The organism is Pseudomonas sp. GXZC, from assembly GCF_026967615.1.
GTDB classification, from domain to species: Bacteria; Pseudomonadota; Gammaproteobacteria; order Pseudomonadales; family Pseudomonadaceae; genus Aquipseudomonas; species Aquipseudomonas azotoformans_A.
The window spans coordinates 6,945,513-6,969,317 of record NZ_CP114115.1 but is presented as its reverse complement, the minus strand read 5'-3'; the positions used below and the strand labels follow the sequence as shown (position 1 = coordinate 6,969,317).

Sequence of the window (23,805 nt, the reverse complement as noted above, 5' to 3'; positions counted from 1 at the left end):
GGGTGTGGGCTCAGCTTTCCAGCCAGACGTCCCGCGCCCAGTGCCACACCGATTCCCAGGTTTCTTCGGTAACGAGTTCTTCTTCGCCGGACCACAGCACCACGGTGCCGTCTTCTTCAACGCAGTAGTAGTCGTCACCGTCCTGGCAGATCGGGATCATGCTGCGATCAACACCGGCATCCCAGGCATTGGCAGCCACGTCGGGCAAGTAGGTATGGGATTGCGGGTCGGTAACGGTCACCGGTTCCAGGCTGCCGTACACCACATCGCTGACGGTCAGCAAAAATTCACGGAAGACAAACGGGATATCGATGAACAGTTGTTCCTCGATTTCCACCAGTTGATCTTCGTCAGGCAGCTCCAGCGGAACCGGGACCGGTTCGTTGGCTTCACGCAATTGTTCGATGATTTCTTCCACGGCCGGGATCCTCTTGCTAGATGGCGCGGTTTATAGGGGCGTTTTATACAGTAGCTCGCTATAAGTGCAACCGTGAAATAGAAAACCCCGGACAGGTCCGGGGTTTTTTGTAACTGCTTGCTCAAGCGTGCAGGGATCAGCCGTTCTGGCGGATACCGGCGACCAGCCAAGGCTGGTTGTCGCCTTGTGGACGTTCCATGTTCCAGCTTTCGCTGAACACTTCGCCCTGGTCGAAACGCGAGGTCTTCGACACACCGCTGAAGGTCAGGGTGGCGATGGTCTTGTCGGCGCGATCATCCACACCGTCCAACTGCACGCGCAGGTCGTCGATGTAAGTCGACTGGAATGCATCGCCAATCTCAGCGCGTTCGCGCTTGAGGAACTCCAGCAGTTGCGGGGTCACGAACTCGGCGATCTTGTCCATTTCGTTGGCGTCCCAGTGCTGCTGCAGGGACTGGAAGTGGCTGCGGGCCGCTTCGACGAAACGCTCTTCGTTGAACCAGGCCGGCGCGTTGATCACCGGACGGGCTGCAGCAGGGGCTGCTGAACCACCGAAGATCGAGCCCATGGCTGGTTTTTGCTCGAACACTTCACGCTGCATCGGCGCGCCGGCTGGAGCCAGGTGCTCCTGCTGCTTGCGGCGACGGGCGGCGATAAAGCGGAAGATCACAAAGGCGATGACCGCCAGGATCAGCATGTCGAAGATCTGCATGCCCTGGAAGCCGCCACCCATGAACATGGAAGCGAGCAGGCCACCGGCAGCGATACCGGCCAGAGGGCCCAACCAGCGCGAAGCACCGCCGGCCTTGGCAGCGGCGCCAGCAGCACCGGCTGCGCCTGCGGTCGCGGCTGCACCGCCCATGCCGCCGGCGGATGGAGCCATTTGGCTGGTCTGGTGAGTCGGTGCCGCACCGGAACTTTTGCCGCCACCGAAGCGTTTGGCGTTGGCGTCGATGCTCATCGTCAGGCCGATGCACAACGCCATGGCGATGCTAAGAAAACGTTTCATAAAGGGAATTCCCATTTGTGGATTGCACGCGCGCCATGTTGCACAGGTGGAGTGACAGTGGCTAGCGACATAATGTTTCGGGCTTTTGCGTAGGACCGATTCAGAATGGTCTGTAGGACTTATTACTGATATTGGCCCGCGCCTGTTAAAAACAAGGGCGGGCCAATAACCTTCATGTAGGCAAATGTTTCAAATGGCTTCGAGCTTCGCGTAGCCCATCATCAGCCACTTGCTGCCTTCGGCGAAGTTCACCTGCACCCGGGCCTGTGCACCAGCGCCTTCGAAGTTGAGGATCACGCCTTCGCCGAACACCGAATGCCTGACCTGCTGGCCAAGGCTGAACTGGGTTTCCGGAATCTCGGAACCCGCAAACATACTGCTGGAGTTCTGCTGCTGCCCGCCGCCGAACGGGCGACTGACGCTGTTGGACAAGCGCACTTCCTGGATCAGGCCCTTCGGAACTTCACGTACGAAGCGCGACACCTTGTTGTAGGTCTCGCTGCCGTACAGGCGTCGGGTCTCGGCGTAGGTCATCACCAGGTTCTGCATGGCACGCGTGATGCCCACATACGCCAGGCGGCGTTCTTCCTCAAGACGGCCGGGTTCTTCCAGGCTCATCTTGTGCGGGAACAGGCCTTCTTCCATGCCCACCAGGAACACATAGGGGAATTCCAGGCCCTTGGCGCTGTGCAAGGTCATCAGCTGGATGCTGTCTTCATGCTCATCGGCCTGGGTATCGCCGGCTTCCAGCGACGCATGGCCGAGGAAAGCAGCCAGCGGCGTCAGCTCTTCATCTTCCTCGGTGTTTTCGAAGGCACGGGCGGCGCTGACCAGTTCCTCAAGGTTTTCTACCCGGGCCTGGCCTTTCTCACCTTTTTCCGCCTCATGGTAGGCGATCAGCCCGGACTGTTCGATCACCGTCTGGGTCATCAAATGCAGGGGCATTTCCGCGCACTTGGCTGCCAGGTTCTCGATCAGCTCGACAAACACACCCAAAGCGCCGGCTGCGCGGCCGGTCAGGCCTTTATTGACGATGAGCAAGCGCATGGCTTCCCACATCGACACATCGGCATGGCGCGCGTGGTCGCGAATCGCCTCGACGGTTTTCTCGCCGATGCCGCGCGCCGGGATGTTGATCACCCGTTCCAGCGCCGCATCGTTGCCGCGACCTTCCAGCAAACGCAGGTAGGCCATGGCGTTCTTGATTTCGGCACGCTCGAAGAAGCGCTGGCCACCATAGATGCGGTACGGGATGCGTTCGCGCAGCAAGGCTTCTTCCAATACCCGCGATTGGGCGTTGGAACGGTACAGGATCGCGATGTCACTGCGCGCCAGGCCGGTTTTCAGCGCGCTTTCGATGGTTTCCACCACGTAGCGTGCTTCATCGTGCTCATTGAAGGCGGCGTACAGGTTGATCGCCTCGCCTTCGCCGCCGTCGGTCCACAGCTCTTTGCCCAGGCGCCCAGTGTTGTTGGCGATCAAGGCGTTGGCGGCCTTGAGGATCCCGGCGGTGGAGCGGTAGTTCTGTTCCAGACGGATGGTCACCGCGTCCGGGAAGTCTTCGGAGTACTGGTAAATATTCTCGATTTTCGCGCCACGCCAGCCGTAGATCGACTGGTCGTCGTCGCCCACTACCATCAGGCTGTCGCCGCCCTTGGCCAGCAGGCGCAACCAGGCGTACTGCACGGCGTTGGTATCCTGGAACTCGTCCACCAGGATGTGGCGGAAGCGTTTCTGGTAATGGGCCAACAGGCCGGGGTTGTCGCGCCACAGGTCGAGGGCGCGCAGCAGCAGCTCGGAGAAGTCGATGACCCCGGCGCGTGCACAGGCGGCCTCGTAGGCTTCATAGATGCTGCGCATGGTCGCCAGGAACAAATCGCCGCTGGCCTGGATATGTTGCGGGCGCAGGCCTTCGTCTTTCTGGCCGTTGATAAACCACTGTGCCTGACGCGCTGGCCAACGCTGTTCGTCCAAGCCCAGCTCGCGTATCACGCGCTTGACCAGGCGTTGCTGGTCATCGCTGTCGAGGATCTGGAAGGTCTGGGCCAGGCCCGCCTCCTGCCAGTGCGCCCGCAGCAGGCGGTGCGCCAGGCCGTGGAAGGTGCCGACCCACATGCCGGCCGGGCTGATGCCCATCAACTGCTCGATGCGGTGGCGCATCTCGGCAGCGGCCTTATTGGTGAAGGTCACCGACAGGATGGAATGCGGGGACGCGTTCTCGACCTGGATCAACCAGGCGATACGGTGCACCAGCACTCGGGTTTTACCGGAGCCAGCACCGGCCAGGACCAACTGACGGCCAACGGGGGCCGCTACGGCCTGGCGTTGGGCATCGTTGAGGGAGTTCAGCAAAAGGGAGAGATCATCGCGCATCGGCGCATTCTAGGGTGCCCGGGGGAGTGGGGCAAATACCAATGCCGGGTGGTCGACGGAAAACCGCCAGGGTGATGACCGGTCGGTCAATGGCCACAGCCCGCGCCGCGTCTCGCTCAAGCCGTCTGGCCCGGAAGTTTGCGCTGTACGACCGTGCAGTTTTTATGACGCAGAGCAGTTTGGCCCAGGCGCTTGCTTGTGTATGCTCCGTCGACGTTTCGGGCTCACCATTATAAGAACACTGCCTATGACCCTCAGCACCGACCTGCTCGGCCCCTCGACGGCACCCGCGCAGGTTCTTCGCAAACACTACGCCACGGAGATGGCGGTCGAGCGTACGCGCCTGCTGTATCAGGGCTCGTTGCTGCCGACCCTGTTGATGCTGGTCAATGGCCTGGTCTGCGCCTGGCTATTGTGGAACCCCCAGCAATACTTGCTGGACAGCATCTGGCTGGTCTGGCTGCTGGCCCTGGTGGCGATGCGCGTGATCCAGGTGGCGGCGTTCGACTCGGCCATGCCCAGTCGCCAGGCCCAGCCGGTGTGGCGGCGGATGTTCATGCTCGGCTCGGCCGTCAGCGGCCTGACCCTGGCCACGGCTGCCATTGCGCTGGTGCCGGTCGACAGCTTCATGCAACAAGCCTGGGTGTTCGGCCTGATCGGCGCGGCTACGCTGTCGGCCAGCGTGGCCTATGCCGTGAGCCTGCCAGCGTTTTTGTCGTTTGCCTTGCCGTGCCTGGTGCCGGCTATCGTCTATTTATTCTGGACGGGCGATCCGCAGCAGCGCGGTTGGGGCGTGCTTGGCCTGATTCTGTTGGCATCCTTGAGCCTGGTGGCGTGGCAGGTCAATCGCCTGATCCAGCGCGGGCTGCTGCGTCGCTTCCAGAACCAGGCGCTGATCGAGCATCTGCAGCAGGCACAGCAGCGCAGCGAGCAACTCAATCAAGAGTTGGTGCGCGAAGTGGAACAACGTCGTCAGGTCGAGCAAGAACTGCGCGAAGCCCAGATTGGCCTGCAAGACCGCGTGGCCCAACGCAGCCAGGAACTGGACGCCGCCAGCCTGGCCCTGAATAAAAGCGAAGCGCGCCTGGCCATGGCGCTGCAAGCCAGTGAGTTGGGCCTGTGGGACTGGAACCTGCAAACCGACGAAGTCCATCACACCCAGCTCAAGGAGTTGTTCGGCCTGGAGCCGGAATATGTCACGGCGATGCTCAGCCACCTCAAGCCACGCCTGCATCCCGAAGACCTGCCGCTGCTCAAGCGTGCCCTGGTGGAACACCTCAAGGGCCGCAGCGAGGACTACCTGGTGGAATACCGCGTGCGTCATGGCGATGGGCACTGGGTGTGGATCGAAGACCGTGGCCGCGCCGTGGAGCGCGCGCCCAGTGGACGGGTCACGCGCATGCTCGGCACGCGGCGGGATATCAGCGCCGGCAAGGCCCTGGAAGAACAGCAGCGCTTGGCCTCGACCGTATTCGAGGCCGCCAGCGAAGGCATCGTGATCCTTGACCCAGACTACAAGCTGATTGCTGTCAACCAGGCGTTCAGCCGTGTCACTGGCTTTGAAACCGACGACATGATCGGCCGTAATGTGGTCGAGCTGCCCAGTAGCCGCGATGCCCGCCGTCACTTCCCGGTGATCCGCCAAGCGTTGCTCAGCCATGGCACCTGGCAGGGTGAGCTGGTGGAAACGCGCAAGAACGGCGAGCTGTACCCGCAGTGGCTGCAATTGAATGTAGTGCGCGATATCCGGGGGAAAGTCAGCCATATCGTGGGTTTCTTCGCCGATCTCTCAGCGCGACGTGAGTCCGAAGAGCGCATGCGCTACCTCACGCATTACGACGAATTGACCGGCCTGGCCAACCGCTCGCTGTTCCGCGAACGGCTGCGCGAGGCCCATCAGCGGGTTCGCCAGGGCGGGCGTAGCCTGGCGCTGCTGCACATCAACCTCGACCGCTTCAAACTGCTCAATGACAGCCTCGGCCATGAAGTGGCCGACCAGCTACTGCAGAAAATGGCGCGTCGCCTGATCAATGCGTTACCTGAGGCTGACACCATCGCACGCCTGTCTGGGGACGAATTTGCCGTGCTGTTCGACGCCTACGGCAACCTGTCGAGCCTGGCGCGGGTCGCCACGCGGTTGCTGGCCAAACTGCGGGTGCCGGTGACGGTGGACGGGCATGAGCTGGTGGTGAGTGCCTCGATGGGCGTCAGCCTGTTGCCGGACAATGCGCGGGAAATTTCTGCATTGGTCAGCCAATCCAACATGGCCATGCAACATGCCAAGCACCTGGGCGGCAACAATTTCCAGTTCTACACCGACAGCCTGCAAGCCAGCACTCTGGAGCGTTTGCAGCTGGAAAACCATCTGCGCAAGGCCATCGAAGAGCGCCAGCTCACGGTGTTCTACCAACCCAAGCTGTGCCTGGCCACCGGCAAGCTGAATGCCGCCGAAGCGTTGATCCGCTGGGACCATCCGCAGTGGGGCATGGTGCCGCCGGGGGACTTTATCGGCCTGGCCGAAGAGACCGGCCTGATCGTGCCATTGGGCGAATTCGTGTTGCGCGAGGCCTGCTGGCAGGCGTGTGAATGGCAGCGTCAGGGGCTGGCGCCGATCCGCGTATCGGTGAACCTTTCGGTGCATCAACTGCGCCAGGGCAAGCTGGTCAGCCTGGTGCGCCAGGTGCTCGAAGAAACTGGCCTGGACCCGCAATACCTGGAGCTGGAGCTGACCGAAAGCCAATTGCTCGACAGCGTCGAACACATCATCGCCACTTTCCAGCAACTGCGGGACCTGGGCGTGAAGCTGGCGATCGACGATTTCGGCACGGGTTATTCGTCCCTGAGCTACTTCAAGCGCATTCCCGTGGACTACGTGAAGATCGACCAGACTTTCATCCGTGGGCTGGGCCAGGGGCGTGAAGACGCCGCTATCACCCGCGCCATTATCGCTATGGCCCACGGCCTTGCGCTCAAGGTGGTGGCTGAAGGCGTGGAAGATCAGCAGCAGTTGGACTTCCTGCGCGGTGAGCGTTGTGATGAGGTACAGGGCTACTTGATCAGTCGGCCGATGCAGGCCGAAGGGCTGGCAGATTTGTTACGGAAAAATGCAGATTTTCCCTAGTGATGCCTGGGGCGCCCCTGTGGCTACAACTTGGCCGCCCTTAGATTCAAAGGGGAGCAGGGCGATTTAGTGATGCGTCGGACGGGCAAAACGACAATTCTTGTAGTATAACTACAAGCTTGCTACATCCCTGGCCCTGCCCATAACAAGAGTCCTGCCCTTTGAACCTGTTGCAACATATCGCCCAGTCGCGCCACCTGTTACGCAAATCGGAACTCAAGGTTGCCGATCACGTGCTGCTTGACCCTGCGGCTGTGATGCACAGTTCCATGGCCGACCTGGCGCACAGCGTGGGCATCAGCGAACCGACCATCGTGCGCTTCTGCCGTGCCATCGGTTGCTCCGGGTTCCAGGACTTGAAACTCAAGTTGGCGCAAAGCCTGGCCGCCGGTGCCAGCTTCGGTCAATTCGCGATCCATGAAGACGACTCCGTCGCCGACTACAGCCTGAAGATCTTCGACACCACTCTGCATACCCTGATGGAAGTGCGCGAGAAGCTCGACCCGGTGGAGTTGCAAAAGGCCGTGACCGCCATGTCCCAGGCCCAGCGTGTCGAGTTCTATGGCTTTGGTGCTTCGGGCGCGGTGGCCGCCGATGCCCAGCACAAGTTTTTCCGCCTGTTGCTCACCGCAGCGGCCTACAGCGACCCGCATATGCAGGCGATGTCGGCGGTGACTTTGAAGCCTACCGACGTGGCGATCTGCATTTCCCAGTCGGGCCGCTCCAAAGACTTGCTGATTACCGCCAACCTGGTGCGTGAAAGCGGCGCTTCGCTGATTACCCTGTGCCCGAGCCAGACGCCGTTGGCGGAACTGTCCACGGTCAACCTGGCAATCGATGTGCACGAAGACACCGAGATCTACACGCCGCTGACTTCGCGCATCGCCCACCTGGTGGTGATCGACGTGCTGGCGATGGGCGTCGCCATGGCGCGCGGGCCGAGCCTGGTCAACCACCTCAAGAGCGTGAAGCGCAGCTTGCGCAGCCTGCGGTTGTCGCCCAAGTCCGTCAAAGCATTGGATGATTGATCAAAGTTTCATCAGTTTGTAATCCCCGCGCAGCCAAACCGTCATCGCCCAGGGCCATCCTGAACTCCCCGTACTCGCATTGGGAGACTCCAAATGGCCCGGCCCTACGAAGACAGCAACAGCTCCGTCAAAACCCGTCGTCAGCAGGAAGACCAGCGCCGCATGGCGTTCCGTCGCGCAATCGAAGACCGTTGCGAGGAGCGCCAGCTGCTCCAGAGCATCAGTGACTACCCGGAACTCCACTGGCAGGCACCCGCGGCTGCCCAGCGAAACGCTCAGCCAGCGCGCTGATTTGCACCCGCTCGCTGCGGATAAAGCCCAGGAACGCATGGGCCACCGGTGACAGGCGTTTGGCTTTGGCTTGCACCAGGCACCAACTGCGGTACAGCGGCAGCTCTTCCACCGGCAGCTCCTTGAGCCCGCCGGTGGCCAGCTCCATGTTGACCGCGTGACGCGTCAGCAGCGCCACGCCCAACCCCGCGCAAACACACTCGCGCTGCGCCTCGGCCGAGGCCACTTCCACCGTCTGGGTGAAGTGCACGCGTTTCTCCTTGAAATACTCCTCGCACGCCAGTCGCGTACCGGAACCCGGTTCGCGCAGCAGCAGCGTGTAGGGTTCCAGGTCCTGCAGGCGCAGCGGCCCTTGCAGGCTCAGCGGGTGATCGGGTGGCGCCACGGCGACGATCGGGTTGTTGAGGAACGGCAGGAATTCCAGGCCCATGTCCTGAGGCACCATGGACATGATCACCAGGTCATCGCGATTGTCCGAAAGCCGGCGAATCACCTGGGCGCGGTTCACCACCGTGAGGTGTAACTGCACCTCGGGATGTTGGCGCTTGAAGGCGGCAAACAGGTGTGGCACGAAGTATTTAGCGCTGGATTCAATCGCCAGCTTCAACTGGCCTTGCAGCGAACCCTGCATGTCCGACAGCTGCATATCGAGGTTTTCCAGGCGCCCGAAAATATCCCGGCTGGCTCGCTGCAAGGCTTCAGCGGCCTCGGTCATGTAGAGCTTTTTGCCGACATAATCGAACAGCGGCTGCCCGATCAGCTCTTCCAGCTGGCGAATTTGTAGGCTAACGGCCGGTTGTGTGAGGGACATTTCCTCGGCGGCGCGGCTGTAGGAGCGCAAATCGCACACTTCATTGAAGATCTGCAATTGACGCAATGTCATACGCATCAATGACTTACGCATTTTTAGCACGTTCCTGCTGAATCTAATGAGTTCAACTATAAGTCTTTACTTATGCACGACCCAATAATTATTGATTTTTGTTAATCCCTCGGCGGGCTTAGTGTGTGTCTCGCGACTGTCATGAAACATTTGGTCACGCGCCGACCCGGATCCAGCGGGTCGAAGAACGCAGCAATCGGCTCAAGGGAATTTCCAAGTGATAAAAAAGATCCTGATCGCCAACCGTGGTGAAATTGCCGTACGCATCGTGCGTGCCTGCGCCGAGATGGGCATTCGCTCGGTCGCGGTCTACTCCGACGCTGACCGTCACGCGTTGCACGTCAAGCGTGCCGACGAAGCCCACAGCATTGGCGCCGAGCCCCTGGCCGGTTACCTGAACCCGCGCAAGCTGGTGAACCTGGCGGTGGAAACCGGTTGTGACGCGCTGCACCCTGGCTACGGCTTCCTGTCGGAAAACGCCGAACTGGCGGATATCTGCGCCGAACGTGGTATCAAATTCATTGGTCCGTCGGCGGAAGTGATCCGCCGCATGGGCGACAAGACCGAAGCGCGCCGCAGCATGATCAAGGCCGGTGTGCCGGTCACGCCGGGCACCGAAGGCAACGTCGCGGACATCCACGAAGCGCTCACCGAAGGCGACCGCATCGGTTACCCAGTGATGCTCAAGGCCACTTCCGGTGGCGGCGGCCGTGGTATCCGACGTTGCAACAGCCGCGAAGAACTTGAACAAGCCTTCCCCCGCGTTATCTCCGAAGCCACCAAGGCCTTCGGTTCGGCGGAAGTGTTCCTGGAAAAATGCATCGTCAATCCCAAGCACATCGAGGCACAGATCCTCGGTGACAGCTTTGGCAACGTGGTGCATCTGTTCGAGCGCGATTGCTCGATCCAGCGTCGTAACCAGAAACTCATCGAAATCGCTCCAAGCCCGCAACTGACGCCGGAACAGCGCGCCTACATCGGCGACCTGTCGGTACGCGCCGCCAAGGCGGTGGGTTACGAGAACGCCGGCACCGTGGAGTTTCTGCTCGCCGAGGGCGAGGTGTACTTCATGGAGATGAACACCCGCGTGCAGGTGGAACACACCATCACCGAAGAAATCACCGGGATCGACATCGTCCGCGAACAGATCCGCATCGCCTCTGGCCTGCCGCTGTCGGTGAAACAGGAAGACATCCAGCACCGTGGTTTCGCGTTGCAGTTCCGCATCAACGCCGAAGACCCGAAAAACAACTTCCTCCCAAGCTTCGGCAAGATCACCCGTTACTACGCACCCGGCGGCCCCGGCGTGCGCACCGACACGGCGATCTACACCGGCTACACCATCCCGCCGTTCTACGACTCCATGTGCCTGAAACTGGTGGTGTGGGCGTTGACCTGGGAAGAAGCCATGGACCGCGGCCTGCGTGCCCTGGACGACATGCGCCTGCAAGGCGTGAAGACTACCGCCGCCTATTACCAGGAAATCCTGCGCAACCCGGAGTTCCGCAGCGGCCAGTTCAACACCAGCTTCGTTGAAGCCCACCCTGAACTGACCAACTACTCGATCAAGCGCAAACCCGAAGAGCTGGCCCTGGCCATCGCCGCCGCCATCGCCGCCCACGCAGGCCTGTGAGGAATATTCCAATGACTAAAAAAATCTTCGTAACCGACACCATCCTGCGCGACGCCCACCAATCGTTGCTCGCGACCCGCATGCGCACCGACGACATGCTGCCGATCTGCGACAAGCTCGACAAAGTCGGCTACTGGTCCCTGGAAGTCTGGGGCGGCGCCACCTTCGACGCCTGCGTACGCTTCCTGAAAGAAGACCCGTGGGAGCGCCTGCGCAAACTGCGCGCCGCGTTGCCCAACACCCGCCTGCAAATGCTGCTGCGTGGTCAGAACCTGCTTGGCTACCGCCACTACAGCGACGACGTGGTCAAGGCGTTCGTGGCCAAGGCTGCCGTCAACGGTATCGACGTATTCCGCATTTTCGACGCGATGAACGACGTGCGTAACCTGCGCGTGGCTATCGAAGCAGTGAAAGCAGCCGGCAAACATGCCCAAGGCACCATCGCCTACACCACCAGCCCAGTGCACACCGTCGAAGCCTTCGTGGCCCAGGCCAAGCAACTGGAGGCCATGGGTTGCGACTCGATCGCGATCAAGGACATGGCCGGCCTGCTGACGCCGTACGCCACCGGCGAACTGGTCAAGGCGCTGAAAGCCGAGCAGACCCTGCCGATCTTCATCCACTCCCATGACACGGCGGGTCTGGCCGCGATGTGCCAGCTCAAGGCTATCGAAAACGGTGCCGACCACATCGACACCGCCATCTCCAGCTTCGCCTGGGGCACCAGCCACCCAGGGACCGAGTCGATGGTCGCCGCCCTCAAAGGCAGCGAGTTCGACACCGGCCTGAGCCTGGAACTGCTGCAGGAAATCGGCCTGTACTTCTACGCCGTGCGTAAGAAATATCACCAGTTCGAGAGCGAATTCACCGCCGTCGACACCCGTGTGCAAGTTAACCAGGTGCCGGGCGGGATGATTTCCAACCTGGCCAACCAGTTGAAAGAGCAGGGCGCACTCAATCGTATGAGCGAAGTGCTGGCCGAGATCCCGCGCGTGCGTGAAGACCTTGGCTTCCCACCGCTGGTGACGCCGACCTCGCAGATCGTCGGCACCCAGGCGTTCTTCAACGTGCTGGCCGGCGAGCGCTACAAGACCATCACCAACGAAGTGAAGCTCTACCTGCAAGGCGGCTACGGCAAGGCGCCGGGCACGGTGAACGAGAAACTGCGTCGCCAGGCCATCGGCAGCGAAGAAGTGATCGACGTGCGCCCGGCCGACCTGCTCAAGCCGGAAATGACCAAGCTGCGCGGCGAAATCGGCGCATTGGCCAAGTCCGAAGAAGACGTGCTGACCTACGCCATGTTCCCGGACATCGGTCGCAAGTTCCTCGAAGAACGCGATGCCGGCACCCTGGCGCCGGAAGTGTTGCTGCCCATCCCAGAAGCCGGCGGCGTGGCCCGTGCCGGTGGTGAAGGCGTGCCGACCGAGTTCGTCATCGACGTGCACGGCGAAAGCTACCGCGTGGACATCACCGGTGTCGGCGTGAAGGCTGAAGGCAAGCGTCACTTCTACCTGTCCATCGACGGCATGCCGGAAGAAGTGGTGTTCGAACCGCTCAACGAGTTTGTCAGTGGCGGCAGCAGCAACCGCAAGCACGCCACCGCGCCGGGTCATGTCAGCACTGCAATGCCGGGCAACATCGTCGACGTGCTGGTCAAGGAAGGCGATGTGGTCAAGGCCGGCCAGGCCGTGCTGATCACCGAAGCCATGAAGATGGAAACCGAAGTGCAGGCAGCCATTGCCGGCAAGGTGACTGCCGTTCATGTGGCCAAGGGCGACCGGGTCAACCCTGGCGAAATCCTGATTGAAATCGAAGGCTGATCCAGCCTTCGACACTACCGTTTAATCCTCGGGGGGGCAGGTGCCCTCCTTTTTTTTGCCCGCTCGTTCCCACGCTCCGCGTGGGAACGCCGCCCCGGACGCTCCGCGTCCAGAGGTCAGAACCGCATCCGCCATTGCCCCATCAGGCCCTGGTTGCTGCTGTTGCTGCCGTTTTCGCCGATGTAGGCCAGGCCGACGGTGTGTTGGCTCGAGAGTGCGAGGTCCAGCCCGGCTTGCAGGTTGAGGCTATTGCGGTCCAGGGATGTGCCCTGGATGGTGAAGTCGTCTATGCCGCCCTGGCGAAAGGATTGGCGCACCTGGCTATCAATGTCACCGTAGAGGTGTTTCCAGCCTGCGCTCAGGTGTGGCGTGAGGCTCATCTGGTTATCGAACCGAATCTGCTTGGCCAGGCGCAGGCCAAAGGTGCTGCTCAGGTTTTGCTGGGTTTGTGCGCCGACATTCAGCGCAGCCCGCCCACCCTGTTCCTTGAAACTGTCCCGGCTGTAGCGCTGGTAACCAAGCCCGGCAAACGGCTCGATACTCAGGCTGCCAGTGCCCAGTTGGTAGCCCGCTTCACCGAACACATTTTGGCCTGTGGCGTTGTAGCTGCCCTTGAGCGTGTCCTTGTAGCTGAGGATCTCGACGCCGCGCCGGTTCTGCCCGGCATGGCTGCTGTAGATCGCCCCCAGGCGCAGCGCCAATGGGCCGTCTTGGCGCACGGCGTAGCCGCCCAGGTGCCAGCTGTCCAGGTCGGCGGCAAAGCGTCGGGTGTCAAAACGGCTGCTGGATTTGGCCCCCAGCACTCCGACCCGCCACGCACTATCAACGGCCCAGTCTGCGCCCATGAGCACGCCCTGGTTGGACGTGTTCAGGCCGGCGGTGCCGCGCTGGCTGTCGAGGCCGCCTTCACTGCCGAGGTTTTTGACCCAGAAGTGACCATCAGTGTCGGTGGGCAGTTCGCGCAGGGTCGAGAGCACGCGGCTGCTGAGTTGCTGGGTAGTGTTCTGGGTCGCAGCCGCCAGGTTCGCGTTCTGGCTGCCGGCCAACTGTTCGAGGGCCGCGCCGAAGCCATTTGGTTGCTGCGCAAGTTCGGCGTTTAGTTTTTCCAATGCCTTGATCTGCTCAGAGGTCAGTTGGCCTGATTCCAGCAGGCGAGCCAACGCGGGCTCCAGCACCTTTGCCACCTGCAAGCCGTTGTAGGAAGTAGCCTGCCCAGTCAGGTGACCGGCGGCGGGAATGGCCGGGCGGTAGGGGGCAAAGGTCCAATCGGGATCAAACGGATCGAAGAGTTGATACTGGTAGGACGCTTCCTCCATGTCGCCGCGGGCATTGGCGGGCTGGAGGCTGGCGGCAACCGCAAGGCTGATGAACAGTACGATTCTGCGGGGTGTTATGGGCATGAATTCCCGACCTCTTGTGGATGAGGTCGGGAATTTAGCGAGATGGTGGGGGGATAACTGTCAGGACAAGGGCTCCTGGTTTGCGGGAGTTGTCTGTATTGGCGCGCGTTTCAAATAGGGTCTGCATTTTATTGCAGTTGCTCGCATGCAAATGGGCGTGGTCAAACTGCACCGCCATTACAACTGAACATCAGCTACGGCGCACATACCCCTTGCCATAATGCCGCTCCATCCGCGCCTGGATCAGTTCCAGTCCGAGGGACAGCACCCAGTAAATGATCGCGGCGGTGGTCAGCATCTCGATATAGCGATAGCTCGACCGGCCGTAGGATTGCGCCAAAAACATCACTTCCCACACGCCCATCACCGAGATCAGCGACGAGTCCTTGAGCATCGAGATGAACTGGTTGGTCGCTGGCGGGATGATGGTGCGCATGGCCTGGGGCAGGGTCACGTGCCAGAAGATCGCACTGTTGCGCATGCCCAGCGCCAGGGCGGCTTCGCGTTGGCCGTGGGCGACGCCGAGGATGCCGGCGCGGAAGATTTCGCTCAGGTAAGCGCCGTAGTTCAGCGACAGCGCGATGATCCCGGCGACGATCGCGCCCGGCACCAAACCCAACTGCGGCAGGCCAAGGTAGATCAGCAGGATCTGGATCAGCAGCGGCGTGCCGCGAAAGAACGACGCGTAGAAGCTGGCGATGCCAAAGGCCACGGCGCTTCTCGACAGGCGTCCCAGCGCGGTGACGAAACCCAGCACCGACGAAATCACGATGGAACACAGGCACAGGAACAACGTCAGCGCCGCGCCTTGCAGGAAGCCGTTGGGCGCCAGGTGCAGGCCGACCAGGTTGGGCAGCTTGTCGAGGATGATCGAGAACTTCAGGTCAAAGCTCAGGAAGAAACTGGCGAACAGGCAGAGCAGTGCGGCCCAGGTCAGGTAGAGCCGCGTGCGAAAGCCAAACAGCCGTGGCTTGATCACCGGCGGCTTTGGAGGAGTCGGAAAAGCAGTCATTGGCTGATATCGGCGCCGATCCATTTTTGCGACAGCTGGCTGAGGGTGCCGTCCTGTTTCAGCTGGGCGAAGACTTCACGCACCTTGCTGTCCCACTGTGGGTCGCCTTTCTCGATGGCCACCGAGTTGGGTTCCGAATACAGCGCTTCGCCGGCGAGCTTGAAGCGCTGGTCTTCGTTCAGGCGCGGTTGGGCGGTGACCAGGTTGGTGAGGATCGCGTCCAGGCGCTTGCCAGCGCCGAGGCCGAGGTCCTGGAAGGCGACGTTGTCGGTGTCGTACGGGGCGATCTGCACGTTCTCGAACGGGTACTGCAACTGGGTGTCCTCGGCGCCTTCGATCACCAGGTTTTTGTTCAGGTAGCTTTCATAGCTGGAGGCGCTGGTGAGGCCGACTTTCTTGCCGCTCAAGTCCTTGGCGCTGTGGATGCGGTCGTCCGTGGCGTTGACCACGATCACCGCAGGCGACGCGTAGTACTCCACCGGGAAATCGAACACCTCGGCGCGGGCCTTGCTCGGGGTCATGGAGCAGATGCAGATATCGTAGCGCCCGCTCCAGTGGCCGGCGGCGATCACGTCCCAGGACGGGGTTTCCAGGCGCAGCTTCACGCCGAGCTTGTGCGCCACGGCCTTGGCCACATCGACGTCGAAACCATCGAGCTGGTTTTGTTCATTGAGGAATGAGAACGGTGGGTAGCTTTCCATCAGGACGCCCACCAGTTCTTTCTTCTTTTCGACCCGGTCCAGCGTGGCACCGCCGAAGGCTTGAGTGGAAGCAGCCAGAATCGTCAGGCCCAGGGCCAGCAGCGGTTTTAGTTTCACGAGTCGCACCCACGTAAAAAAACAGTTGTTATGAACAGAATTGAACGTATTAAATAGTTATAAGAACGACTCTCATAGTGAGTTATTTTCATAAGCTTATGAGTAAAAAGCATATGGCCAACGCAACAGTAATTCTCGATGGCGGCATGGGCCGTGAACTGCAACGCCGCGGCGCGCCGTTCCGGCAGCCGGAATGGTCGGCGCTGGCGTTGAGCGAAGCGCCGCAGGCGGTGGAAGCGGTGCACACGGCTTATATCGAAAGTGGCGCGAACGTCATCACCAGCAACAGCTACGCGGTGGTGCCATTCCACATTGGCGAGGCGCGCTTCGCCGCCGAAGGCCAGGCCCTGGCGGCGCTGGCCGGTGAATTGGCGCGGCGTGCCGTGGACGCTTCCGGCCAGGCCGTACGGGTGGCAGGCTCGCTGCCACCGCTGTTTGGCTCGTACCGTCCTGACCTGTTCGAGCCGCAGCGCGTCGCCGAGTTGCTGACGCCGCTGGTGCAAGGCCTGGCGCCGTTTGTCGACCTGTGGCTGGCGGAAACCCAGAGTTCCATCGCCGAAGCCCGCGCCATTCAGGCCGGGCTGCCAGAAGACGGCAAACCGTTCTGGCTGTCGTTTACGTTGAAGGATGAAGACACCGACGACGTACCGCGCCTGCGCTCCGGCGAGCCGGTGGCGGACGCGGCTGAAGCGGCGGCGCAGTTGGGTGTGCAGGTGCTGCTGTTCAATTGCAGCCAGCCCGAAGTGATCGGCGATGCGATTGATGCAGCGCGCCAGACGTTCGCGCGGTTGGGCGTGCAGATTGAAGTGGGCGCTTATGCCAACGCGTTTCCGCCGCAACCCAAGGAAGCGACGGCCAACGATGGTTTGGACCCGTTGCGCGATGATTTGGATCCACCGGGCTATTTGCATTGGGCAGCGGATTGGCAGGCGCGTGGTGCCAGCCATCTGGGTGGTTGCTGCGGGATTGGGCCGGAGCATATTGCGGTGTTGGCGCAGAAGCTTCGGTAGTAGAACCAATACAAATCCAAATGTGGGAGCTGGCTTGCCTGCGATGGCGGTGTGTCAGTACCCGATGTGCAAGCTGACACACCGCCATCGCGGGCAAGCCCGCTCCCACAGGGGTTAGGTGTTGGCTGGGAGGCGGCACTCGGCCAGGGTTTTTAATTGGCCCGATTCCGTCTGGTTGCCTTGCGACAACCATTCCTCAAACCCCGCCCCAACCGTCGGCCATTCCGCGTCGATAATCGAATACCACGCCGTATCGCGGTTCTTGCCCTTCACCACCGTGTGCTGGCGGAACACGCCCTCGAAGCTGAACCCCAACCGTTCTGCCGCGTACTTGGAACGGCCATTGGCGTTGTTGCACTTCCACTCCAGGCGCCGATAACCCTGCTCAAAGGCATGCTTGGCCAGCAGGTACACCGCCTCGGTGCTTTTCGGCGAGCGTTGCATCGGTGCGCCAAAGGTCACGTGGCCGATTTCGATGCGGCCTTGCTCGGGCACGATGGACATCAGGCTGAGGATGCCTTGCACCTGGCCGGTCGCGCGGTCGATCACGCTGAAAAAGTACGGGTCGTTGTGGGCCTCGTGGTTGTTGAGCCATTCATTGAATGCGCTGCGCTCGGGGAAAGGTCCGTAAGGCAGGTAGTCCCACAGCTTGGGGTCGGCGCCAGGGCCTTGGAGTGCCTGGAACAGATCGTCGCCATGACGCGCCGGGTCGAGTTTTTCCAGGCGGATAAAGCGTCCTTCAAGCAGTTGCACCGTCGGCGCGGGGACGCCTTTCCAGTCGGCGAGGGAAGTGGACATGCTGCGCTCCTTAAAGACCTTTGCGAAATTGGATGAAACCTGGGCGTTCGGCGATGCGTTCGTACAGCTGGATCGCGGTGGCGTTGGTCTCGTGGGTTAGCCAGTGGACCTTGCAGCAACCGTCGGCCTTGGCGGTGGCGTAGACGAATTCGATCAGCTTGCGGCCCACGCCGGTGCCGCGTTGGCTCGGGTCTACCAGCAGATCCTGCAGGTAGCAGGAGTTCTCGATGCTCCAGTTGGAGCGGTGATAGATGAAGTTGACCATGCCCACTGCCTTGCCGTCCTGCCAGGCCAGCGCCGAGTGGGTCGGCTCATGGGCGTCGATCAGGCGCTGCCAGGTGCTTTGGCTGACCGCGTCCGGCAGCTCGGTGTTGTAGAACTTAAGGTACGCCTGCCACAGCGGCAACCACGCGGCGTGGTCGTCGGCGGTGACGGGGCGGATATCGATCTGGCTCATTGCGCAACTCCTTGGGGAATCAATTGGCCGAGGGCCTGGTCGCGCACGTCCGGGCTGGCGGCCAGGCCTGCGCGCACGCCAGCCATGTCGGCGGGGCTTCGGTTTTGGCTGAGCTTGCGCTTGCCGATCAGGCGCTCCATCGGCAGGGCAAAGCCGACGATGGCCTTGAGCATGCCGTCAATGTAGTCGGCTGGTGCGTCGCTGACTTTCCACGGCTCGGCGCGGTTGCCTTCATGCCGGTCGGTGAGGGCGCTGACCAGTGCGAGCAAACGCTCGGCATCGGTGAACACGTCGGCCGTGCCGTAGGCGTGTACGGCGGTGTAGTTCCAGGTGGGCACGACTTTGCCGTGCTCGGCCTTGGCCGGGTAGAACGCCGGGCTGATGTAGGCGTCGGCGCCGGCAAAAATCACCAGGGCTTCGCTGCCGTTCTGCAGGTCTTTCCATTGCGGGTTGGCCTTGGACAGGTGCCCGTGCAGCGTGCCATTCGGGCCTTCATCGGGGTGGAGCAGCAGCGGCAAATGGCTGGCCAGCAGGCCCTGTTCGCCAAAGGTCACCAGCTGCGCCAGGCGGGTGTGCTGGATCAACTGATGCAGTTCGGGCAAGTCATCGAGGGCAAAGGCGCGGGGTATGTACATGGAAATATTCCTTGGCGAATGCCTGCATCCTAGGCAGGCTAATGGCTCGTTGAAAGAGCCATCTGGCACCCATTTCATAGGTCCAATATGTCGCCCATCACGCCGCCACTGTCGTTCAACCCTGCAGGAATCGAGCTGGATCGCCGTCAGGGGCTGACGCGCCAGCTGTACGAAGCCTTGCGCCAACGCGTGCTGGATGGACGGCTGGTCAGCGGTACGCGCTTGCCCGCCAGCCGTGACTTGGCGGCGGCGTTGTCGATCTCGCGCAACAGCGTGGTGCGTGCCTACGATCAGCTGTATGCCGAAGGCTTTACCGAAAGTCGGGTCGGTGATGGCACTTATGTGGCGCAACTGCCCACGGCAAAAAAACTATCCACAAAAGTATCCACAGGGTTACACACAGGCTTATCCCCAGCCTTATCCACAAAATGGTCGAATTTACCGGAGGATCTGGACAATGAAGTTATCCACAGCGGCGGTTTGGCGCGGATAAAAACCCACCATTTGTCGCAGCCTCCGGCGGGACCGCCACGGGCTTTTCGTGTGGGTGTGCCGGCATTCGACCTGTTCCCGTTTGAAGTATGGGCCAAGCTGAATGGGGCTTTCTGGCGCAAGCCCGACCTGGAACAGCTGTGTTACGGCGACCCGGCGGGGGACGCGCGGCTGCGCAGTTTGATCGCGGCTTATTTGCGCAGCTCGCGGGGCATGCAGTGCGCGGCTGAACAAATTGTGATCACCAGTGGCGCACAGCAAGCGATTAGCCTTTGTGCACAGTTGCTGGTGGAGCCCGGCGACGGCGTCGCTGTGGAAAACCCGGGCTACCGCGCGGCAGGCCATGCGTTCGCCCTGGCCGGGGGGAAATTGCACGGCGTGCCGGTGGACGCCGAGGGCATCAACTGCCAGGTGCTCAACACCCTGGAGGACTGCCGTGTGGCCTATGTCACCCCGTCCCACCAGTATCCGCTGGGCGTGGTGATGAGCCTGGCGCGGCGCCTGGAATTGCTGGCCTGGGCCGAGCGCGCGGGGGGGTGGATCATCGAGGACGACTACGACGGCGAGTACCGCTACAGCGGCGCGCCGCTATCACCGTTGGCGGCGCTGGATCGCAGTGGCCGGGTGCTCTACGTCGGCACGTTCGGCAAGGTGGCGTTTCCGGCGTTGCGCCTGGGCTACCTGGTGTTGCCGCCGGGGTTGGTGGATGCGTTTTCTCGCCGGCGTGCCGTGGACATGCGCCACTCCGAAGTCAGCACCCAGGCGGTAATGGCCGAGTTCATGGCGGCGGGGCACTTCCAGCGGCACATCCGCCGCATGCGTCGTGCGGCGTTGAGCCGGCGCAATGCGTTACTCGCTGGCTGGCCTAGCGGCTTGCCCGGTATGGGTGAACTGCCCAACGTTGCGGCGGGGCTGCACATGACGGTGCGGGTGGATAGCCTGGCCCGTGAGCAGCAGTTGCTGGCGCAGGCTCACGCGGCGGGAGTCGAGATCAACGGTTTGAGCAGCTATTGGCTGGCGCAATCGACCATGCCCGAGGACCAGCGTGCCGGCCTGGTGCTGGGTTTTGCGGCAGTGCCTGAAGCTGACATCGCCGAGGCGCTGGCGCGGTTGCGCCAGGCTTGGCGTATTGCCAGTTAGTTCAGAGCAAAAAAGCAATCTGTGGCGAGGGAGCTTGCTCCCGCTGGAGTGCGAAGCGCTCCCAGGCTTTTTGGGGCCGCTGCGCGGCCCAGCGGGAGCAAGCTCCCTCGCCACAGGTACGGTGTTCGCTCATCAGGTGCCGGATTTGATCTTGGTCCAGGCGCGCGTGCGCGCCCGTTCCGCATCCCGCCCCAGCGGCTTCAACGTATACAACGTGGCCATCGCCGCCTCGGTCGGGTACAGGTTGGGGTTGTTGCGGATCGCCGGGTCCACTTGCTCGGTGGCGTCCTTGTTCGGGTTGGGGTAGCCGACGAAGTCGCTGATCGGCGCGATCACCTGGGGTTGCAGCAGGTAGTTGATAAAGGTGTAGGCGTCCTGTGGGTTCTGCGCGCCTTTGGGGATGGCGAGCATGTCGAACCAGATCGGCGCGCCTTCCTTGGGCAGGCGCATGTCCACGGTCACGCCGTTCTTGGCTTCCTTGGCGCGGTTGGCGGCCTGGGAGAAGCTGCCCGAGTAACCCACGGCCACGCAGATGTCGCCATTGGCGATATCGGCCATGTACTTGGAGGAGTGGAAGTAGGTGATGTACGGGCGGATCTTCATCAACAGCGCTTCAGCCTTGACGTAGTCCTTGGGGTTGCTGCTGTTGGGGTCCAGGCCCAGGTGTTGCAGGGCCAGCGGCAGGATCTCCGACGGTGAATCGAGCAAGGCCACGCCGCATTGCTTGAGCTTGCTGATGTTCTCTTCCTTGAAGATCAGGTCCCAGCTGTCCACCGGCGCGTTCGCTCCCAGCACCGCCTTGACCTTGTCCGGGTTGAAGCCGATCAGGATGGTGCCGTACATGTAGGGCACGGCGAATTTGTTGCCCGGGTCGTTGGCCTCGATCAGCTTCATCAGCTTGGGGTCGAGGTGGTTCCAGTTGGGCAGTTGGCTGCGGTCCAGGGGCTGGAACACGCCGGCTTCGATCTGCTTGGCGAGGAACACGTTGGACGGCACCACCACGTCATAGCCGGAGTTGCCGGTGAGCAGCTTGGCTTCCAGGGCTTCGTTGGTGTCGAAGATGTCGTACACCAGTTTGATCTGCGGGTTCTGCGCCTTGAAATCTTCCAGCGCCTTGGGCGTGATGTAGTCGAACCAGTTGTAGACCTTGAGGGGTTTCTGTTCGGCCTGGGCTGTGCCGCTCACGACAGCGGCGCAGAGGGCGAGGGTGGTGAGCAGCTTCATCGGGTAGCTCCTTGTTGTTCGAAACCTTCGAGCACGTTGACGGCGTTGATGCCGATTTCTTCTACCGCGTAACCGCCTTCCATCACGAACAGCGTCGGTTTGCCCAGGCGCGCGAGGCGCCGGCCCATGGCCAGGTAGTCGGGGCTGTCGAGCTTGAATTGCGAGATGGGGTCGTCCTTGAAGGTGTCGACGCCCAGGGACACCACGATGATGTCGGCGTTGTAGCGTTCGGTTTGCTCGCACGCTTCATCGAGGGCTGCGCTCCACCGATCCCAACCGGAGCCGGCGGGCAAAGGGTAGTTGAAGTTGAAACCAACGCCTGCGCCTTCGCCCAGCTCATCGGCATAGCCGAGGAAGAACGGGAACTCCGCCTCCGGGTGGCCGTGGATCGAGGTGAACAGCACGTCGCTGCGTTCGTAGAAGATCGACTGGGTGCCGTTGCCGTGGTGGTAGTCCACGTCGATGATCGCAACCTTGCTGTGGCCCTGGTCGAGGAACGCCTGGGCCGCGATGGCGGCGTTGTTGAGGTAGCAATAACCGCCCATCAAGTCGCCTGCGGCGTGGTGCCCCGGTGGCCGGCAAAGGGCGAAGGCGCTGTGGGCGCCCTGTTGGATCGCCTGTTGTGCAGTGAGCGCCACTTGCGCCGCGCTGTAGGCGGCTTGCCAGGTGCCGGCGGTGATCGGTGCGCCGCCGTCGAAGCTGTAGTAGCCGAGCTGGCCGTGCAGGCTGGTGGGCAATACCCGGCGCAGGGTGCGGGCGGGCCAGGTGTAGGGCAGCAGGTCGCCGTCCTTGCCGTATTCGGTCCAGCGCGCCCAGGCGCCTTTGAAGAAGTCGAGGTAGTCGCGGCTGTGGATGCGTTGCAGCGGCGCCAGGCCGAAATCCTGCGGCGCCTGCACCGGGCCGAGGTCGCGGTCCTTGACGCGTTGCAGCACATGGTCGGCGCGCGATGGCATTTCGAAGCAGGGCATCAGTTGCCCGTCCATCAGCTCGCAGCGTCCGTGGTGCAGGTGGTGATCGTCGGAGTAGATCGTCAGCATGGGGGCTCCCGCAGGCTCGTTGTTGTGCTTGCCAGTGTTGCGTCGCGGGGGATTCAAGAGAATGGCAGGAGCGGCCAGAAGGGGATAAATGCGGCCAATGACGTTGACCGTAATTCGCCCTTCCTGTGGGAGCGGGCTTGCCCGCGAAAGTATCGATGCGGTGTGAACTGCATCCCGGATACCCGCATCGCCAGGACACTCAAGCCCGAAATTGCTGTGGCGCCACCCCACTCCAGCGCACAAACGCATGGCGAAAACTCGCGGTTTCGCTGTAACCCAATTGTTCGGCGATTCGGTAAATGGGCAGTCGATCCTCAGCCAGCCACTGCTTGGCCTGCTCGAAGCGCAGCTCGTCGAGCAATTGCTGATAGCTGCACCCCAGCGCGTGCAAGTGCCGCCGCAGGGTGCGCGGCGAGCAGTTCATTTGTGCCGCCAAGCCTTCGACGCCCGGCGCCGCGTGCAACTGATCGGCGAGCAACTGACGCACGCGGTTGAGCCAGGCCTGGCGCCCAGTGAACTCGGAGTTTTGCTTGCGGCAACGCTCGGCCATGGCGCGGTGGGTGATGGCATCCGCCAGGGGTAAAGGTTGTTGCAGCCACTCACGGGCGAAGGCAAACCCGTTGGCCGGGGCCTGGAATTGCAACGGGCAGTCGAACCGTTCGGCATAACAGGCGTGGTAATCCGGCGCCGCGTAGTCGAAGCGAGCTTCACGCAAGGGCAGGGCGCGGCCAAGCAAATCGTCACAGATGACTTTCATCGACACCAGGCAGAACTCGACATTGAACGCCGCCAGCGTCGGGTCTTCCCGATAGTCACCCGCGGTCAGCCAGACCTGCTGGCCGTCTTCCACCAGGCTCAGCTCGAAAAGTGTTCCCAACAGCGCCGGGTAGCGCAACGCCAGGCGCAAAGCGTCACCTAAGGTGGCACTGGTCAGCAGCGCATAACCGAGCAAGCCATAGCTCGACACATGCATGCGCTGGCCCAGTTCCAGGCCGATGTCCTGGCGCAAGGCCACGGCATTGGCGCACACGCGCATCTCCTGGCAGGTGGTGATGCGTGTGTCGGCGTGGCGCAGGTCGGCCAGGCCAATGCCGCTGCCGGCCAGCAACACGTCGCTCGCCAGGCCCTGGTCCTGGAAGGTAGTCAGGACCAGGGACACGGCATTGAGGGTGGTCAGGTGTGAATGCAACATGGAGAGACCAGCGC

General features: G+C 61.9%; 20 protein-coding genes. 7 read left to right on the top strand and 13 right to left on the bottom strand.

Going from position 1 to position 23,805, the window contains the following annotated elements; genetic code table 11:
- Nucleotides 1-10 precede the first annotated feature (10 nt).
- The 3 genes from OZ428_RS32940 to uvrD form a co-directional block, all read right to left on the bottom strand.
- Nucleotides 11-418: an SMI1/KNR4 family protein gene (locus OZ428_RS32940; protein WP_017739032.1), complete on the bottom strand. Its 408-nt coding sequence runs from the start codon at nt 416-418 to the stop codon at nt 11-13.
- A gap of 136 nt (nt 419-554) precedes the next feature.
- The gene (locus OZ428_RS32935) at nt 555-1,427 is read right to left on the bottom strand and encodes a Tim44 domain-containing protein (protein WP_033897249.1); all 873 of its coding nucleotides are present in this window, start codon (nt 1,425-1,427) and stop codon (nt 555-557) included.
- A gap of 189 nt (nt 1,428-1,616) precedes the next feature.
- Nucleotides 1,617-3,800: a DNA helicase II gene (gene uvrD, locus OZ428_RS32930; RefSeq protein ID WP_038845478.1), complete on the bottom strand. Its 2,184-nt coding sequence runs from the start codon at nt 3,798-3,800 to the stop codon at nt 1,617-1,619.
- Nucleotides 3,801-4,047: 247 nt separating this feature from the next.
- Between uvrD and OZ428_RS32925 the strand changes: the two genes are divergently transcribed.
- From OZ428_RS32925 to OZ428_RS32915, 3 genes are all read left to right on the top strand, one after another.
- Nucleotides 4,048-6,921 carry an EAL domain-containing protein gene (locus OZ428_RS32925; RefSeq protein WP_269132346.1) on the top strand — a complete coding sequence of 958 codons (2,874 nt, stop codon included), beginning with the start codon at nt 4,048-4,050 and terminating at the stop codon, nt 6,919-6,921.
- Nucleotides 6,922-7,082: 161 nt separating this feature from the next.
- Nucleotides 7,083-7,949 (top strand): transcriptional regulator HexR, encoded by an 867-nt coding sequence (gene hexR / locus OZ428_RS32920; protein ID WP_003177007.1) that lies wholly within the window; start codon nt 7,083-7,085, stop codon nt 7,947-7,949.
- 93 nt (nt 7,950-8,042) lie between these two features.
- The gene (locus tag OZ428_RS32915; RefSeq protein WP_073860054.1) at nt 8,043-8,240 is read left to right on the top strand and encodes a PA3496 family putative envelope integrity protein; all 198 of its coding nucleotides are present in this window, start codon (nt 8,043-8,045) and stop codon (nt 8,238-8,240) included.
- Here OZ428_RS32915 and OZ428_RS32910 read toward each other — a convergent pair.
- Complete coding sequence (locus OZ428_RS32910) at nt 8,170-9,144, bottom strand: LysR family transcriptional regulator (protein WP_033897252.1); 975 nt, start codon at nt 9,142-9,144, stop codon at nt 8,170-8,172. The genes OZ428_RS32915 and OZ428_RS32910 overlap by 71 nt on opposite strands.
- Before the next feature lie 196 nt (nt 9,145-9,340).
- Between OZ428_RS32910 and OZ428_RS32905 the strand changes: the two genes are divergently transcribed.
- Nucleotides 9,341-10,756 carry an acetyl-CoA carboxylase biotin carboxylase subunit gene (locus tag OZ428_RS32905; protein ID WP_016978663.1) on the top strand — a complete coding sequence of 472 codons (1,416 nt, stop codon included), beginning with the start codon at nt 9,341-9,343 and terminating at the stop codon, nt 10,754-10,756.
- A gap of 11 nt (nt 10,757-10,767) precedes the next feature.
- Complete coding sequence (gene oadA, locus OZ428_RS32900) at nt 10,768-12,576, top strand: sodium-extruding oxaloacetate decarboxylase subunit alpha (protein ID WP_269132345.1); 1,809 nt, start codon at nt 10,768-10,770, stop codon at nt 12,574-12,576.
- Nucleotides 12,577-12,692: 116 nt separating this feature from the next.
- Here the strand turns inward: oadA and OZ428_RS32895 are convergent, their stop codons facing one another.
- The 3 genes from OZ428_RS32895 to OZ428_RS32885 all read right to left on the bottom strand — a co-directional run bounded on the left by OZ428_RS32895 (nt 12,693) and on the right by OZ428_RS32885 (nt 15,806).
- Entirely contained in the window at nt 12,693-13,976 is a 1,284-nt protein-coding gene (locus OZ428_RS32895; protein WP_133078419.1) for an autotransporter outer membrane beta-barrel domain-containing protein, read from the bottom strand.
- A 190-nt stretch (nt 13,977-14,166) separates the two neighbouring features.
- Nucleotides 14,167-14,988 (bottom strand): amino acid ABC transporter permease, encoded by an 822-nt coding sequence (locus tag OZ428_RS32890; protein WP_133078418.1) that lies wholly within the window; start codon nt 14,986-14,988, stop codon nt 14,167-14,169.
- Nucleotides 14,985-15,806 carry an ABC transporter substrate-binding protein gene (locus OZ428_RS32885; protein ID WP_133078417.1) on the bottom strand — a complete coding sequence of 274 codons (822 nt, stop codon included), beginning with the start codon at nt 15,804-15,806 and terminating at the stop codon, nt 14,985-14,987. The genes OZ428_RS32890 and OZ428_RS32885 overlap by 4 nt, the downstream gene beginning before the upstream one ends.
- Before the next feature lie 113 nt (nt 15,807-15,919).
- On the opposite strand from OZ428_RS32885, the gene OZ428_RS32880 reads away from it, so the two are divergent.
- Nucleotides 15,920-16,816: a homocysteine S-methyltransferase family protein gene (locus OZ428_RS32880; RefSeq protein WP_269132343.1), complete on the top strand. Its 897-nt coding sequence runs from the start codon at nt 15,920-15,922 to the stop codon at nt 16,814-16,816.
- Between the two features lie 114 nt (nt 16,817-16,930).
- Here OZ428_RS32880 and OZ428_RS32875 read toward each other — a convergent pair whose 3' ends face one another.
- Genes OZ428_RS32875 through OZ428_RS32865 form a run of 3 tightly spaced genes read right to left on the bottom strand, consistent with a single transcriptional unit; the run spans nt 16,931 to nt 18,706 of the window.
- A complete protein-coding gene (locus OZ428_RS32875; protein ID WP_269132342.1) occupies nt 16,931-17,614 on the bottom strand; it encodes a GNAT family N-acetyltransferase in 684 nt (227 codons plus the stop codon).
- Nucleotides 17,615-17,624: 10 nt separating this feature from the next.
- Nucleotides 17,625-18,071 carry a GNAT family N-acetyltransferase gene (locus tag OZ428_RS32870; protein ID WP_133075609.1) on the bottom strand — a complete coding sequence of 149 codons (447 nt, stop codon included), beginning with the start codon at nt 18,069-18,071 and terminating at the stop codon, nt 17,625-17,627.
- A complete protein-coding gene (locus OZ428_RS32865; RefSeq protein ID WP_133075608.1) occupies nt 18,068-18,706 on the bottom strand; it encodes an FMN-binding negative transcriptional regulator in 639 nt (212 codons plus the stop codon). The genes OZ428_RS32870 and OZ428_RS32865 overlap by 4 nt, the downstream gene beginning before the upstream one ends.
- Before the next feature lie 87 nt (nt 18,707-18,793).
- Between OZ428_RS32865 and pdxR the strand changes: the two genes are divergently transcribed.
- Nucleotides 18,794-20,338 carry a MocR-like pyridoxine biosynthesis transcription factor PdxR gene (gene pdxR, locus OZ428_RS32860; protein WP_133075607.1) on the top strand — a complete coding sequence of 515 codons (1,545 nt, stop codon included), beginning with the start codon at nt 18,794-18,796 and terminating at the stop codon, nt 20,336-20,338.
- Between the two features lie 132 nt (nt 20,339-20,470).
- Here pdxR and OZ428_RS32855 read toward each other — a convergent pair whose 3' ends face one another.
- From OZ428_RS32855 to OZ428_RS32845, 3 genes are all read right to left on the bottom strand, one after another.
- The gene (locus tag OZ428_RS32855) at nt 20,471-21,562 is read right to left on the bottom strand and encodes a polyamine ABC transporter substrate-binding protein (RefSeq protein ID WP_133075606.1); all 1,092 of its coding nucleotides are present in this window, start codon (nt 21,560-21,562) and stop codon (nt 20,471-20,473) included.
- The gene (locus OZ428_RS32850) at nt 21,559-22,599 is read right to left on the bottom strand and encodes a histone deacetylase family protein (protein WP_133075605.1); all 1,041 of its coding nucleotides are present in this window, start codon (nt 22,597-22,599) and stop codon (nt 21,559-21,561) included. Before OZ428_RS32850 ends, OZ428_RS32855 begins: the two co-directional genes overlap by 4 nt.
- Before the next feature lie 199 nt (nt 22,600-22,798).
- Complete coding sequence (locus OZ428_RS32845; RefSeq protein ID WP_133075604.1) at nt 22,799-23,791, bottom strand: AraC family transcriptional regulator; 993 nt, start codon at nt 23,789-23,791, stop codon at nt 22,799-22,801.
- Between the last annotated feature and the right edge of the window lie 14 nt (nt 23,792-23,805).